We start from the raw sequence: 14,058 nt of genomic DNA, 5'->3' as shown, positions 1-14,058 counted from the left end.
GTTCCCGGCATCCGCTCAAACTCAATACCGACTCTCTAGTAACCTGAGAACCATCCCCGTAGAGAACCGGTCGCAATCCAGCGCCCGTGACTCTGCACGACCGTCCTGAGGAGGACCCAGTGGCTAAGGCCAAGTTCGAGCGGACCAAGCCGCACGTGAACATCGGAACGATCGGTCACGTCGACCACGGCAAGACCACGCTCACCGCTGCCATCTCGAAGGTGCTCGCCGACAAGTTCCCGTCGGCCACCAACGTTCAGCGTGACTTCGCGTCGATCGACTCGGCGCCGGAAGAGCGCCAGCGCGGTATCACCATCAACATCTCGCACGTCGAGTACGAGACCCCGAAGCGTCACTACGCTCACGTCGACGCGCCCGGTCACGCCGACTACATCAAGAACATGATCACCGGTGCCGCTCAGATGGACGGCGCGATCCTCGTGGTCGCGGCGACCGACGGCCCGATGGCCCAGACGCGTGAGCACGTGCTGCTCGCCAAGCAGGTCGGCGTCCCCTACCTGCTGGTCGCGCTGAACAAGGCCGACATGGTCGACGACGAGGAGATCCTGGAGCTCGTCGAGCTCGAGGTGCGCGAGCTCCTCTCCTCGCAGGACTTCGATGGCGACAACGCCCCCGTCGTGCGCGTCTCGGGCCTCAAGGCTCTCGAGGGCGACGAGCAGTGGGTCAACTCGATCGTCGAGCTCATGGAGGCCGTCGACGAGTCCATCCCCGACCCGGTGCGTGACAAGGACAAGCCGTTCCTCATGCCCATTGAGGACGTCTTCACCATCACCGGTCGTGGAACGGTCGTCACGGGTCGCGCCGAGCGCGGTACCCTCGCGATCAACTCCGAGGTCGAGATCGTCGGCATCCGCCCGACGCAGAAGACCACTGTCACGGGTATCGAGATGTTCCACAAGCAGCTCGACGAGGCCTGGGCCGGCGAGAACTGTGGTCTGCTCCTGCGCGGCACCAAGCGTGACGACGTCGAGCGCGGCCAGGTCGTCGTGAAGCCCGGTTCGGTCACCCCGCACACCAACTTCGAGGGCACGGCGTACATCCTGTCCAAGGAAGAGGGCGGCCGCCACAACCCGTTCTTCACGAACTACCGCCCGCAGTTCTACTTCCGTACCACGGACGTGACCGGCGTCATCACGTTGCCCGAGGGCACCGAGATGGTCATGCCCGGTGACACCACCGAGATGTCGGTCGAGCTCATCCAGCCGATCGCCATGGAAGAGGGCCTCGGCTACGCGATCCGTGAGGGTGGCCGCACCGTCGGTGCCGGTACCGTCACCAAGATCCTCAAGTAAGTCCTCTTCGGACTGACCGGCAAGGGCCGGGCCTTCGGGCCCGGCCCTTCGCCGTGCGTGGGGGTCGCCCTTCGGGGCCGTGCGATGTCGCCGGGTAGAGTCGCTCGGGTGAAGCCGCTCTCCCGCATCCTCGGCGTCGTGTCCCTCCTGCTAGCGATCGCGGCGGCGGGGGTGCCGGCGATCGGTGCGCTGCTGCTCCTCCAGGCGGATTCCTCCACGATCGTCGACCGGGCGCCGCTGCTCGGCCTGGCCGCCGCCGGGGTCGGGGTGGTGCTGGCCGTCGTCGGGTACGTCGTCGGACGACGGTCGGGCACGACGGCCCTGCCGATCATCGGTGGGCTCAGCTCGGTCTTCGTCGGGGTCGGCTTCGCGCTGGCGCCTCTCTTCGTGTGACGGAGCGCGATGCCGATGGGCGGGCGAACAGAAGCCGTCCAGGTCGTCTGACCTAGGATTCAGCGCATGGGTGAGAACCTCCGTCGGGATGCCAGGAACAGTGCGTCGTCGAATCCGCGCAACGCCGAGTCCTCCGCCCTCGCGGCGGAGCACGGCGCGGACACCACCGAGGGGACGGGGGCGACGTCGCGTCGTCGGCGCGCGTGGCCCTGGGTCGTGGGAGGAGTGCTGGGTGTCCTCGGCGGAACGGTCGCGGTGGTCGGCGTCTTGGGCGCCACCCTGGCCGTCCAGGCCATGGAGGTGCGCGAAGACCTCTTGGTCTCCAAGGCCGTCCTCGGAAAGCTCACGTCCCTCGTCGAGGCGAAGGACGAGGCAGGCCTCCAGGCGGCGGCGGAGGACGTGAGCGTGCGCACAGCCCGTGCAGCCGCGACCGTGCAGGGGCCCCTGTGGCAGATGGCATCCGACGTCCCCGTCGTCGGGGCGAACATCGACGCCGTCTCGCGCGTGACCCGGGCGGTCGACATCCTCGTGCGCGACGCGTTGCCGCCCGGGATGCAGATGATCGCCGACCTCGACATCAAGAAGCTCGCGCTCGAGGGCGGCGGTTTCGATCTTCAGCCGTTCCAGCAAGCGCAGGCGTCGATCCCCGTCGTGTCGCAGGCGTTCACGGCCGCGAAGGCCGAGACGGACGGCATCCGGTCGGATCAGCTCCTCGGACCCGTCGCGGGACCGGTGGGCGAGATCCGCGACGTGATCGACCGGACGGCCCCGACCCTCGACGTCGTGAACCGGTACCTCCCGACCCTGCTGAGCATGGCGGGCGGCGAGGGGAGCAAGACGTATCTCATCGTCTTCCAGAACAACGCCGAGATCCGGGCCACCGGCGGAAACCCGGCGGCGAGCATCATCATGAAGGTCGACCAGGGCAAGTTCGAGCTGCTGGACCAGGCGAGCTCGGCGACGTTCTACGAGGAGGGCACCGCGGGAGAGCAGTTCAGCGACATCCCCGCGGAGACGCTCGGTCTGTATCCGTCCACGTTCGCGCGCTACTCGCAGGACTACACGATGACGCCGAGCTACCCGACGACCGTGCAGCTCTTCCAGGACCTCTGGAACCGGACGAACGGCGAGCGGTTCGACGGGGTGATCTCGATCGACCCGGTCGTCCTGTCGCACATGCTCGCCGTCGCTGGCCCGGTCGATGTCGCGGGCGAGCAGATCACGAGCGACAACGCCGTGAAGGTGCTGCTCAGCGACGCGTACGAGCGGTTCCCGTCCGGCCGCGACTCGGACGTGTTCTTCTCGGAGGTTTCGCGCGCGGTCTTCACCCACCTGACCTCGGGCGCGTGGGATCCGGCGAAGATGCTGGACGCGCTCAGCACCTCGGCGCAGGAGCAGCGGCTGCTGTTGTCGTTCACCGACGAGGAGGCGCAGCGACTGTCCCGGGAGCTCGGGCTGGACGGCGCGCTGCGCATGGACAACACCGAGGCCACGCAGGTGGGGACTTATCTCAACGACTACTCGGTCGGAAAGCTCGAGTACCACCTCACCCAGTCGGTCGCGGCGACGTGCGACGCCACCGCGCGAACGATCACCACGTCGACGACGTTGACGAACTCGATCCCGGACAGCATCCAGAGCAAGTACACGCTCGGCGCCCGCAACGGCAACTTCGGCCTGCCGCGGACGTCGATGATGCTGGACGTGCTGTTCTTCGCGCCGCCCGGGGGTCAGGTGATCGCGACGGAGCCGGCGACGAGCGAGAAGTCCGGCTTCGACCGTTCCGGGTCCCAGGACGGCAACAGCGCGCTGAGCCGGCTCGTGGTGGTCCCTCAGGGGCAATCGCGGACGGTGTCGTCGACCGTCCAGCTGCCCGAGGGTCCGCTCGGCCCGCTGCAGCTGCGGCACACGCCCACGGCGTCGGCGACCCCGGTCACGGTCGACGCATCCTGCGGTGCGCTGTTCGCCGCAGCGGGCTGAGAGGCGCTGCGGACGACCGCGCCGCAGGGTCGTGGCATCCAGTGGCCGGCGTCCTCCGCAGACGGCGCGTTCAGCCGCCGTCGGAGAACAGGCGGAGGCGGTCGAGCGGCCACACGATCGAGACGACCTTCCCGAGCATGTCCCCGCGGGGGACGAAGCGCGCGCACCCGGCCGACGCAGAGGGGATTCCTCGGCACGCGATCACCGAATCAGCGGAATTCGCCCGATTATCGCCCATCACGAGGAACTCGTCGGCAGGAACGGTGATCGGTCCGAAGCAGCGGGGCGACAACGGGGTGGTGGTGCAGTCGCTCACCCCGGGGGTGAAGGGAAGGTCCTTCACGACGTACTCTTCGGCGAGCGGGATGCCGTTCACCTCTACCGCGCCCTGGTCGGTGCAGCAGCGGACGGTCGACCCCGGTTCGCCGATGATGCGTTTGACGAGCGCGTCGTGGTTGCTCGGACCGAACCCGACGATGTCGCCGACCCAGCCGACCGCGATGCGGAGAGGACTGCGGTCTGCAGTCGGGCCCCAGCTCTCCGGGCGCGAGAACACCGCGATGTCGCCGGCCCCGGGAGCGGAGACGGAGTAGGCGATGCGGCTCGCGAGGATGCGGTCACCGGTCTCCAGGGTGGGGGACATGGACTCGGATGGGACCTGGAACGGCTTGATCACGAAACCCTGCACGAGTGCGAGCAGGAGGAGAGCCAGCGCGAGATGCGTGAGGGGGGAACGACGAACGCGTCGCCAGCGGGTCGGCGGGGCCGTGGTGTCGGCGGAGGAGGTCATGCGGGCGAGACGAAGCCGTGGGTGCGGAGGTCGTCGAGCGTCTCGGCGATCAGCTCCTCGGCCGCGCCGTCGGCAGGGGCGCCGAACGCGGTGATCGCCGCCGCCGTGATCTGCTCGGACGTTGCGCCCTCGAGGCACATTCTCCAGACGAGACAGCCCCGGTGGTCGAGGGCGGTGACGACGCCATCGCGAAGGATGCATGCGCGGCCCTCGACCAGAATCGCGTCGTCGACCTCGGCGCAGCGCCAGGGGCCTGTCTGCGCAGGGCGTGGCGCCACCGACCATTCCTGAGCGGCGGCGGGCCGCGACGCGAACATCGCCGTGACCATCGCCGGCAGCTCAGCGGCATCCCGGTAGACGAGGCGCGTGACGGCACCCACCTGATCCACGATTCGCGCGATGTACTGCAGGGGCGAGGGGAGCTCGGGCAGATAGCTGATCTGCGGGGTCAGCTCGCAGATGGCGTCGACGAGATCGACGGTCCGAACACCGGGGTCGTCGGTGTCGGGCTGACGCTCGAGGAGGGTGATGCCGGCCAGACGCAAGGGCGCATCGGGGAGCGGCCGCAGGCCCAGGTCGCTCGGAGCGATCTGCTGTTTGAAGGGCTTTCCGTCGACGATCACCGAGAGCGGTTTGCGGTAGGGCCAGACGGCCAGGTCGAGGTCGACTGCGACGCTCTCGTCGCTGACATACCCAAAGTGCCGGCCGAGGTGGGTCGCGGCGGTCGTCTTACCGCGCCCGGAGGGACCGACCAGCGCGAGGACGCGTCCGTCGTCTGCGGTGACACCCGCGGCGTGGAGGAGGAGCCGGGTACCCCGGAGTGCATCCAGGGCGGCGAGGGTGACCCGGGTGGAGAGGTCGGAGAGGCCGCGAGCGAGGTCGTCGAACATCGTCTCGGAGACCCCGAGCGTGCGAAGAGGGCCGCCAACGCCGGTCGGGACGAGGCAGTCCCGCCATACTGCGGCAATCAATCTCCGAGTCTCATCCGGGAGCTGGACAGCACCCGTAAGCCGGAACTGCGCCCCGAGGGCATCGATCGAGGGAGGATCGGGCGTGGCGAACTGCATTGTCCCAGTCTCCTCTGCCGTCGGGACCCACTGTTCTAGTTGGAACAGGACTACGGGTCCGGCTCATGATACCGAGGGCCTGACCCCCGGCCGTCACAGCACGGATGGCAGTATCGAAAGGGATGACACGACGGAGTAAGGACGGAACACCGGTGACGCACGAAACCCCGCGGGAGCACATCTGGCTTGTTCGGGGCGCGCTACAGGACGTCGAGTCTGGTGAACTCGTCTTGGTCGTCGGCGGGACGGAAGCGGAGGGGCGGCAGATTGCCGTTGATCGTGCCGGGCGAGTTGACTCCAACGGACGGCTGCGAGAACTTTCCGGCGTGGCCTTCGCTGCCGAAGACGGCTCCCTCGGTGGTGCCGAGGCGATCCACAGGGCCTTCGAGTCGACCATTCGGGGAGCCGATCGCCCCGGGCTTTTGTCCTTTTTGCGAGCGATGATTGACGAGCAAATGCCGATGGGACCGAAGATTGGGCTCGTCGTTTTCTCGGCCGCCCCGGCTCGCGTTCCCTGGAACGGCGGGTTGGACCTTTCTCGGCGTTCCACTTCCGCGCGGCCGGACGGGCTGTGGCGCGGAGGCGTGAAGGAAGCAGTGCGGGCCGCGAGCTCAGTAGTCGTTCTCACGCAGGACAATCGACTCGTCATCCTGGCTGATGACCTCCTGACAGTCTGGTGCCGGCTGAATGGAACACCCGGCGACGAGCTCGCCCGGTCGTTGGGCTTCGCACCGACCCGGCTGAATCACGCCGTTCGGTCGCTCCGCGAGCTTGGTGTGATGGCCGCCGACGCGCAATGGAGCCTCGCCGATGACGTCGTATGTGCGACGACCGACCAAGCTGAGGTCTATCTCGCCCGTCGCGCGTCAATGGAACCCCCCGTGGTGCTGGACGGCTGGGGAGCGGCCATCTGGTCGATCGTCGCGGAGAGCGGGCCGATCTCCGCCGCACAGATCGTCGCGCGACTGAGTGAGGAAGCGGAGTCTCTGCACGACGACATCGCGAACGACGTGGAGGCGTTCCTCGTAGATCTAGGTCAGCGGGGTCTGGTTCGTTGCTGAGGATGCGGAGTCTTCTCTCCGGCTGAAGCGGCGCATTCTTCGCGCATAGGACACCATTCGAGGAATCGCGGCGACGCCACCCTTCCAGCGTCGCGCGTACGCAAGGAAGAGGCCCCAACGGCCAGGACCCACCTCGTGGAAAAGGCGGAACGTCCTCTCGGGAGGGAAAACTGCGCGCCATACCACGACGAATCGTGCCCACCCGCGGGCGCGGACCAGTTCGGAAACATGGGCGAGATCGCCGTGCGGCGCATCGGAGATCGCGAGATCCCATTCCGTGAGAAGTCGCTTTTCCTCGCTGCCCGGGGGTGGGAACTGCCACCCCCACGATCCGAGGCGTTCGCGAAGGGGCTCCACCGCCCCGAGCGTCACCGCTCGCTCTCGAAGCCTCAGGAAGGCTTCGGGGGGCATGTTCCGAGCCCCTTCCTCGAGTTGCTCCAGCTGGGCGACATTTCCATCGCGGAGAGAATGGAGCATCGCGAGGAGCCAGTGATCGGCGGTTTGGGGGATGGGGCACCATTGTCCGCCCAACTCGACGAACTCTCTTGCGGCCCAGATCTCGTCGAAAAGGTGCGTCGGCGGGGCGAAGAAGCCGGGGTAGCACCGGTGGACGTCCAACGCGATCGGCCAGCCTGGCCCGTTGAGGGTGACCGAGTGAACCGTGAAAACGCTGGCCGGCCCTGTGAGGGGCGCAAGGACCTTCTCGTCGCGGTCGTACCAGCCGCGCGACTTCATCTCAGCGACGAATATCTCGAAGTCTGCCGGTGCCACCCAGATGTCGACGTCACCGGAAGTACGGGGAGGGCGTAGACCCTGGATTGAAAGGCCCTGCCCCTTGATGATGAGAGCGCGAGATCCGACTTCCCGCGCGACGCCTAGAACGACGGCGGGAAGCAGCTCGACGGCTTCGGCGGTCCGCAACTCCGGCACGCTAAGAGCCCTTCGTCCGCCGTACGCAATCGAGTCCGTTATGTCATTAGACGGACACACATGAATGGTACCGTCTCATCCGCGGCCTAGCCCGATGACCTATCTGGCACCGCACGCGATCACCCGGGGGTATCCACTACATGGCGAGGATCATCTTCCTCCAACCGCACCTAAGGTTCGGCGGCGCGGAACGTCAGACGGTCATCGTAGCCAACCACTTGGCGAGTCAAGGCCACGAGATCCACGTCATCCTCCATCGCGGCGGGCAGGGGCTTGCGTCCGAGATCTCAGATGGCGTGATCGTTCACGATCTCGGGCTCGAGAGCCACCTGGCTACTGCGGACGTCGCTCGTCGTCTTTATGTCGTCCTGCGGCGCATCCCGCCCGCGCTCGTGATCGTCAAGCTGTGGTCGAGCATCTTGGCCTGCGCCATGGTCGATGGTCTTCCGGGCGCGCGCCACCATGTCTACAACTACTGCGAGGACCTCGACCCGACCGATCACGCCGAGTACATCCGCTTCGGCCGCGCCAAGCAGAGCCTCATCGGTTGGATCTTCAATCACCGCGAGCACATCAGCGCCAACACGCAGACCGTCGCGGACTCGATGGTGGACGTCTACCGTCTCCGGACGCGGCCGGCGATCATTCCGAGCACCGTCGATATCGCCAAGACCAATGATCTCGTCGCGTCCGCCTCGGTGGACTTCGGGTCTGGCCAGCACATCGTGTCGGTCAGCAGCCTGATTCGTCGGAAGGGTTTGGACATCACCCGCGACGCGTTGCTCTCCATCGATCGCCCGTTGCACTGGCACATTGTCGGCGAAGGGCCGTTGCGCGAGGAACTCGACGCGTTCGACGACCCGCGCGGGCTCTTGACTATCACGGCGCACGGCGGGCACAGCAACCCGTACCCGTTCATGGCCGCGGCCGATGTCCTCGTCCACAGCGCGCGAAGCGAAGCGTGGGGCATCGTGCTCCTGGAATCCATGGCGGTGGGCACGCCTGTCCTCGCGGCCGACGCCATCGGGCCGGACGAGATGCATCGCGCTCTGGGGGACCGCGACGACATCATGCGCACTTATCCGGTCGGCGATTCCGCTGCCCTGGCCGATGGAGTGGTCGACATGCTCGACGGCGCCGTCGCACCGGCCGAGGAGATGATCGACTACATCCGCCCCTTCTCGATGCAGAGCGCTGCGGACATGTGGGTGCAGCGGGCGGAGAGGCTCACCTCGTGACCACATCTACGCGTGTCCTGTTCGTGTGCAGCAGCGGCGGTCACCTCGACCAGCTGCTTGCTCTTCTACCCCAGCCCGAGGGCGTGGATATCGCGATCGCCACGTTCCTGAAGCCCGACGCGGCCAGCAAGATCAGCGGAATGAGGTCCTACGGCCTGTACTGGCCGACGAATCGAAGCGTCAAGGCGTTGCTCATCAATCTCAAGCGAGCGTTCTCGGTGCTGAGACGAGAGCGCCCAGAGATCATCGTGAGCAGTGGGGCGGCGGCGGCGGTCCCCTTTTTCTTCGCCGGGAAGCTCTTCTTCGATACGAAGAACGTATTCATCGAGTGCTTCGATCGCGTCGACAACGCCACGATGACCGCCAGGCTGACGAAGCCGGTCACGGATCTTTATGTGTGCCAGTGGGATACGCAGCTGACGGACTACCCGCATCGGGAACAGGTGACGAGAAGCCGATGAACATTTACGTCTCCGTCGGAACCCATGAGCAACCGTTCCAGCGCTTGCTCGACGCCGTCGCTCTTGCCGTTGACGAGGCGGGAGACCACCGCTACATCGTCCAGTACGGCGTCGGGGAGTGGTCTGCGATTTCCGATCGCGTCGAGCGTGCGGTCGACTACCTTACGCCTCAGGGCGTCGCCGAGTCGCTGGAGTGGGCCGACATTTTCATATCGCAGGCCAGTCCCGGCAATGTCTTTGGCGCCCTGGATGCCGGTGTGTGGCCGTTGGTCCTCGGTCGACGTCACGCGAACGCCGAGCACGTCGACGATCATCAAGTGCGATTCGCCTCGGTACTGGAAGAGATGGGGCTGGCGACCGACATCCACGACGCTGGCACACTCGCCCACAAGATCGCCGAGGCGGCTACCGTCGATCCCGAGGAACGCCGGGCACGGATCGCGGATGCCATGCGGTCGAGCGAGGCGCGCCGAGAGATGTTCCGCGAGCAGACGTGGTCGTTGATCCTTGGATTGCGTGGCGCGCGCGCGTGAGCGGCTCGCACGCCCGCCATGTGGCGCTGTCCATCCTGGGCAATGGATTTCCGCCGATAGCCGTCCTCGTCACGGCGCCGATTCTGGCGCGCGCGCTCGATGTCGACGGGCGAGGAGATCTCGCGGCCGCGACGGCGCCGTTCATGCTGGCGGTCGCCATCGCGACGCTGGGCCTGCCTGATGCAGTTACGAACGTCCTCGCCCGGAGATCGTACCTCCGACGCGTGACGTGGCTCGCGCTGGTGTCGTCCCTGCTGGGCACGGGGATGCTCTCCGTAGTGATCGTGTGGCTGGCCTCCCCTATCCTCACGCAAGGCGGTTCGTCCGGGCTCGCTACGCTGATGACCATCGCGACAGTGGCAACGATCCCGGGCCTCTTGGTCGCGTTGTTGCGCGGGACAGCCGCTGGGCTGCACATGTGGGGAGTTGTCGCAACGGAGCGCGTTCTGAACGGCAGCCTGCGCATCGCCGGAATCGTCGGCTTCGCTCTCGCGGGCCAGCTCACGCTCTTCACTGCCACGCTCGTCACCGTGCTCGGTCCAGTTCTTGCCGGTTTCGCCTACGTGCGACTCATCGGGGCGAAGCCGAGTTTGGCTCGTAGCTCTCGACCCACATCCTCCCGTCGTACGTTCGCGTATGGGACGAAGGCGTGGCTCGGATCGGTTGCGGGGGTGCTGCTCATGCGCATCGATCAGCTCCTGATCCTCCCCCTGGGAGGTGCGGCGCAGCTGGGTCTCTATGCGGTCGCTGTCAACGTGAGCGAAGTGCCGCTGATCATCAACTCCGCGACGCGAGAGGTTATGTTCTCCAGCGACGCCGCGCAACGGGACAATGCTCGGGCGGGTCTGGCCGCTCGAGCGACCTTCATCGCCTGTCTGCTCTGTGCCATCGTCGTTCTCGCGCCGATCGGGTGGTGGCTCCCGCTCGTTTTCGGCGTCGAGTTCTCGGGGGCTATCCCCATCGCCTTGGTTGCGGCCCTCGCGGTCGTCGTAGGCGTGCCGGGCTCCATCGCGGGCGCGACGCTGAGTGCGCGAGGGCGCCCAGAGCTGCGCAGCTACAGCATCCTCGTCGCCTGCGCACTCAACGTTGTTTTGCTATTCGTTCTGGTTCCGCCGCTGGGCGGGGTCGGTGCGGCGCTCGCGACGCTGGCGGGTAACGTCGTATCCAGCAATATGTGCATCGCTTGGACTGTCAAGTACCACGGGTTCATCTGGTCCGACTTCTACAAGTTGCGTTCTACTGATCTTGCAGCGCTAAAGCGCGCGTTGGGTCGGATCCTCAGGCGCAGATGACAACGTCTGGTGCCGTCGTCAGGGAGCGATGCTCTGTGCAACACAGCGCATCGAGGTAATGTGTAAACCTCACTAGGAGACTCGAATAATGCTTTCAACAGCGCGGAGACTGTCATTCATTCCCACGGTCCGCCGAGCGTATCTTTTCGTGCTCATGAGTCTGACAAATCTGTGGTCCAGACGTAGCGTGCGAGGGGGCTCGCCCGCAGTCGTCTCCCTTACAACTTATGGGCCGCGCGTGTCCAGTGTGCATCTCACCATTGAGAGCATTGCGCGAGGGAAGGCGCGCCCGCGAAAGCTCATTCTGTGGCTGGACAGCGAGGCTGATCTCGACGCTGCTGTTAAGAGTCCAGGTTTGGCTCGCTTAAGACGGCGGGGGCTGGAGATCCGCCGTTCCGAACCGATGGGGCCGCATGGCAAGTATTACCCCTACGTTGCGAGCGAGTACGGTCACGCGTTGCCTCTCGCCACCGCGGACGACGACATTCTCTACCCGCGGTCGTGGCTCGTCGGCCTCGTCGCAGCGCAGACGCAGGATCCCTCGTCCATCCACTGTTATCGCGCGCATCGCATCGGGCTCATTGGCAATAAGATGGCCCCGTATATGAGTTGGGTACCCGTCAAGGGAACGGCGCCTAGCCATAGGAACTTTCTCACTGGCGTGTCTGGTGTGATATACCCGACTGAATATTTGGACTTCCTGCATCAAAAAGGTGAGGCTTTCCGGGCAGTAGCCCCTAAAGCTGACGATGTGTGGCTCAATGCCTGTGCCGTCGAAGCAGGCTTTAGGGTTTCGCAGATCCGGGAGAACGCCTTGTTTTTCTCCGTGATACCGGGGAGCCAAAGAGTGGCGCTTTGGCGCCACAACGTGGGCGGAAACGATCCCCAGATCGATCGCGCATATACGCCACCTATTTTGTCCGCAGTTCTCGAGGATGGTCGGGAGAAGTGAAGCGTCTCATCCCAGCCTCATTGCAGTTCTACATCATGTCTAAGCTGGTGGGTGGCCCGCGAGCTGCGCGTCAGTTGGGGGTCGCCGTTGGCGAAGGATGTCGTATTTACTCGATGGATGTGGCTTCCGAACGGTGGTTGCTTAGCATCGGGAATCGAGTGACGGTCAGCGTGGGAGTGCAATTCATAACACACGACGGGACCGGATGGCTCGTTTCAAAGGGTGATCTCCGTCGTTACCGGTATGCTCCTATATCGATCGGGGACCGATCTTTCATTGGATCGCGGAGCATTATCATGCCCGGTGTGCGGATCGGAAGCGACGTGATCGTAGCTGCGGGAAGCGTCGTCACGAAGTCGGTGCCAGACGGGTGTGTGGTCGGAGGAAACCCGGCTCGAGTGATCGCCATGTCGAGAGACTTGTTGGCCCGAATCCAAAGAGACTGGCCCAGCAGCGAGGACATGGTGGGTGAGACGTATCGTCAGCGAGTCGATTCGATCGTCGATCCAAGATGGAAGCCCTATCTGTCGAACCCTGAGGACGGGGCAAATTCGTAACTGCGCCCCATCGCCCGGTGTAGATCTTTACGCAGATCGCTCGCGTAAACTCCTCACAGACCTCCACCCGCGCACCCCCGCCACGACCGTCGGTTGGATGCCTTGAGCGACTGGGAGATATAGCATGGTACAGCTCGTTATTTGGGGCATTGTTTGCGTTGCGGTGGCGCTGTCCCTACAGAAGAGGCCGACTCTTGTGCTGGCCATAGTTCTGATCCTTCGGCTTCTCATTCCGTCGCAAGCGGGCTGGGTCTTGATCGGTAATTGGCAGGGTTATGCAGCGTTGCATCCGGCCACTCTGCTTCTGATCGTTTGGGCTGCTTTCGCCCTTCTCTCCAATGCGCCAGGTGTTGCGCGAGAGTGGCGCGCGCACTGGGCAATACACTCCCTCCTGGCCCTCTGTGTCACGCTGGCTGTGGTTATGGCCGTGACCCTGACGGGGCCGACTGCGCTGTTCGGTCTAACAAATTCACTTCTTTCCAGCATTTTGTACTTCTTCTGCCTCCGGGTGGTTCAAGGGTCCGACGCTGACGCGGTTCCCATAATCGTCCGTGTTTTCGTCTTGACTATGGTTGTCGAGTCGATTCTTGTTATTGTGCAGTGGCTAGCGGGGTCGAACCTGCCCTGGGCGGCGGTCGCGGGCGTTCAGCCCGGCAGCCGGCCCGTCGGCACGTTCGACAGTCCTCTGGACCTTGGCTTGGCTGCCGCGATTGCGATTCCTTTACTCGTAACAGTGAGGAGCCCTCTGCCGAGGTACGTGGCATTGGTGCTGCTCCTGGCGGCGGTCGTTCTATCCGAATCACGCACTCCGACGATCATGGCAGTGGTCGCAACCATAATCATCTTGGTCTTGGCGATACGAAGCTTGCGCTCCCTCATAACGATGGTGATCGTCGTAGGTGTGGGAATTGTTGCCTTCATAAATCTTCCGGTACTCGACGGTCTTGTCGAACGATTTTCTGGCGACGACGGTAGTTCTTCCGCCGCGCGAAGTGTGGCCACCGAATACATATTGGAGAACATTGGCTCGGTTGTCGTGTTCGGGAATGGCTGGGGATCGAGCTACGCCATGAAGGGTACCGTTCTCGAGACGAGTCTCGAGAACGGTTACGCAATCCTCGCCTTCGACCTGGGAGGGCTCGCGGTCATCGCCCTCCTCGCTGCACAGCTGCTGATATTGTTTAGTAGGCGCGGAATGCCGGGGGCCTGGCTTGCCGCGTTTTTCGCTGTATTGGGTGGATTCACGTACTCCGGGATCACTACGATGAGCGCGATATCGATGGTGATCTGGGCGGTTCTCGCTGCACGCCTCAGCCCTCGTCCCCTTAAAGCAGAAACCCTGCACAACGAACAGCTCAGCACCGCCGCCATGCCCCAAGACAAGCCGCCGCTGTCGCCGCTGGGGAAGGGCAAATTCTAGCTATCCGCGCGCTCTTCAATCTCGCTTGTGCGCGCCCGTCGATCGGCATGGTGGGACCGGAAGCCTGTCAA

14 protein-coding genes are annotated in these 14,058 nt (G+C 64.8%); 11 read left to right on the top strand and 3 right to left on the bottom strand.

Annotated elements, in window-relative coordinates:
• Nucleotides 1–119 precede the first annotated feature (119 nt).
• From tuf to AC3E6M_RS16645, 3 genes are all read left to right on the top strand, one after another.
• The gene (tuf, locus tag AC3E6M_RS16655; RefSeq protein ID WP_077050668.1) at nt 120–1,313 is read left to right on the top strand and encodes an elongation factor Tu; all 1,194 of its coding nucleotides are present in this window, start codon (nt 120–122) and stop codon (nt 1,311–1,313) included.
• Nucleotides 1,314–1,421: 108 nt separating this feature from the next.
• Entirely contained in the window at nt 1,422–1,706 is a 285-nt protein-coding gene (locus AC3E6M_RS16650; protein WP_138176929.1) for a hypothetical protein, read from the top strand.
• A 66-nt stretch (nt 1,707–1,772) separates the two neighbouring features.
• Nucleotides 1,773–3,686, top strand: coding sequence for a DUF4012 domain-containing protein (locus AC3E6M_RS16645; protein WP_138176926.1), 1,914 nt, complete (start codon nt 1,773–1,775; stop codon nt 3,684–3,686).
• A 70-nt stretch (nt 3,687–3,756) separates the two neighbouring features.
• Here AC3E6M_RS16645 and lepB read toward each other — a convergent pair whose 3' ends face one another.
• Both lepB and AC3E6M_RS16635 read right to left on the bottom strand, forming a co-directional pair.
• Nucleotides 3,757–4,476 (bottom strand): signal peptidase I, encoded by a 720-nt coding sequence (lepB, locus tag AC3E6M_RS16640; protein ID WP_138176923.1) that lies wholly within the window; start codon nt 4,474–4,476, stop codon nt 3,757–3,759.
• Complete coding sequence (locus AC3E6M_RS16635) at nt 4,473–5,447, bottom strand: PqqD family peptide modification chaperone (RefSeq protein ID WP_138176920.1); 975 nt, start codon at nt 5,445–5,447, stop codon at nt 4,473–4,475. The genes lepB and AC3E6M_RS16635 overlap by 4 nt, the downstream gene beginning before the upstream one ends.
• 248 nt (nt 5,448–5,695) lie before the next feature.
• Between AC3E6M_RS16635 and AC3E6M_RS16630 the strand changes: the two genes are divergently transcribed.
• Nucleotides 5,696–6,604: a PqqD family protein gene (locus AC3E6M_RS16630; protein ID WP_490530563.1), complete on the top strand. Its 909-nt coding sequence runs from the start codon at nt 5,696–5,698 to the stop codon at nt 6,602–6,604.
• Here the strand turns inward: AC3E6M_RS16630 and AC3E6M_RS16625 are convergent.
• Nucleotides 6,575–7,534: a nucleotidyltransferase family protein gene (locus AC3E6M_RS16625; RefSeq protein ID WP_171024352.1), complete on the bottom strand. Its 960-nt coding sequence runs from the start codon at nt 7,532–7,534 to the stop codon at nt 6,575–6,577. The two genes, AC3E6M_RS16630 and AC3E6M_RS16625, sit on opposite strands and share 30 nt — an antisense overlap.
• 140 nt (nt 7,535–7,674) lie before the next feature.
• On the opposite strand from AC3E6M_RS16625, the gene AC3E6M_RS16620 reads away from it, so the two are divergent.
• The 7 genes from AC3E6M_RS16620 (at nt 7,675) to AC3E6M_RS16590 (ending at nt 13,987) form a co-directional block, all read left to right on the top strand.
• Nucleotides 7,675–8,772, top strand: coding sequence for a glycosyltransferase (locus tag AC3E6M_RS16620; protein WP_138176911.1), 1,098 nt, complete (start codon nt 7,675–7,677; stop codon nt 8,770–8,772).
• Nucleotides 8,769–9,233, top strand: coding sequence for a glycosyltransferase family 28 protein (locus tag AC3E6M_RS16615; RefSeq protein ID WP_171024351.1), 465 nt, complete (start codon nt 8,769–8,771; stop codon nt 9,231–9,233). Before AC3E6M_RS16620 ends, AC3E6M_RS16615 begins: the two co-directional genes overlap by 4 nt.
• Nucleotides 9,230–9,766 (top strand): glycosyltransferase, encoded by a 537-nt coding sequence (locus AC3E6M_RS16610; RefSeq protein WP_171024350.1) that lies wholly within the window; start codon nt 9,230–9,232, stop codon nt 9,764–9,766. Before AC3E6M_RS16615 ends, AC3E6M_RS16610 begins: the two co-directional genes overlap by 4 nt.
• A complete protein-coding gene (locus tag AC3E6M_RS16605; protein ID WP_490530562.1) occupies nt 9,727–11,058 on the top strand; it encodes an oligosaccharide flippase family protein in 1,332 nt (443 codons plus the stop codon). Before AC3E6M_RS16610 ends, AC3E6M_RS16605 begins: the two co-directional genes overlap by 40 nt.
• Before the next feature lie 238 nt (nt 11,059–11,296).
• On the top strand, nt 11,297–12,010 hold the full coding sequence (locus AC3E6M_RS16600; RefSeq protein WP_138176902.1) for a hypothetical protein: 714 nt from the start codon (nt 11,297–11,299) through the stop codon (nt 12,008–12,010).
• Nucleotides 12,011–12,045: 35 nt separating this feature from the next.
• A complete protein-coding gene (locus tag AC3E6M_RS16595) occupies nt 12,046–12,567 on the top strand; it encodes an acyltransferase (protein WP_212743527.1) in 522 nt (173 codons plus the stop codon).
• Between the two features lie 124 nt (nt 12,568–12,691).
• Nucleotides 12,692–13,987, top strand: a complete 1,296-nt coding sequence (locus AC3E6M_RS16590) for a hypothetical protein (protein WP_138176896.1) — start codon at nt 12,692–12,694, stop codon at nt 13,985–13,987.
• Nucleotides 13,988–14,058: the final 71 nt, after the last annotated feature.

The sequence above is a fragment of the Microbacterium sp. SCPM-O-B-15248 (M128) genome, from assembly GCF_058214835.1.
The sequence above is the reverse complement of the archived record's forward strand: the minus strand, read 5'-3'. Positions and strand labels throughout refer to the sequence as shown.

What these genes read in the sequence shown, in the direction of transcription:
- AC3E6M_RS16620 (WP_138176911.1), top strand. Translation starts at nt 7,675, where the DNA reads ATGGCGAGGATCATCTTCCTCCAACCGCACCTAAGGTTCGGCGGCGCG.
- AC3E6M_RS16590 (WP_138176896.1), top strand. Translation starts at nt 12,692, where the DNA reads ATGGTACAGCTCGTTATTTGGGGCATTGTTTGCGTTGCGGTGGCGCTG.
- AC3E6M_RS16595 (WP_212743527.1), top strand. Translation starts at nt 12,046, where the DNA reads ATGTCTAAGCTGGTGGGTGGCCCGCGAGCTGCGCGTCAGTTGGGGGTC.
- AC3E6M_RS16610 (WP_171024350.1), top strand. Translation starts at nt 9,230, where the DNA reads ATGAACATTTACGTCTCCGTCGGAACCCATGAGCAACCGTTCCAGCGC.
- AC3E6M_RS16645 (WP_138176926.1), top strand. Translation starts at nt 1,773, where the DNA reads ATGGGTGAGAACCTCCGTCGGGATGCCAGGAACAGTGCGTCGTCGAAT.
- lepB (WP_138176923.1), bottom strand. Translation starts at nt 4,476, where the DNA reads ATGACCTCCTCCGCCGACACCACGGCCCCGCCGACCCGCTGGCGACGC.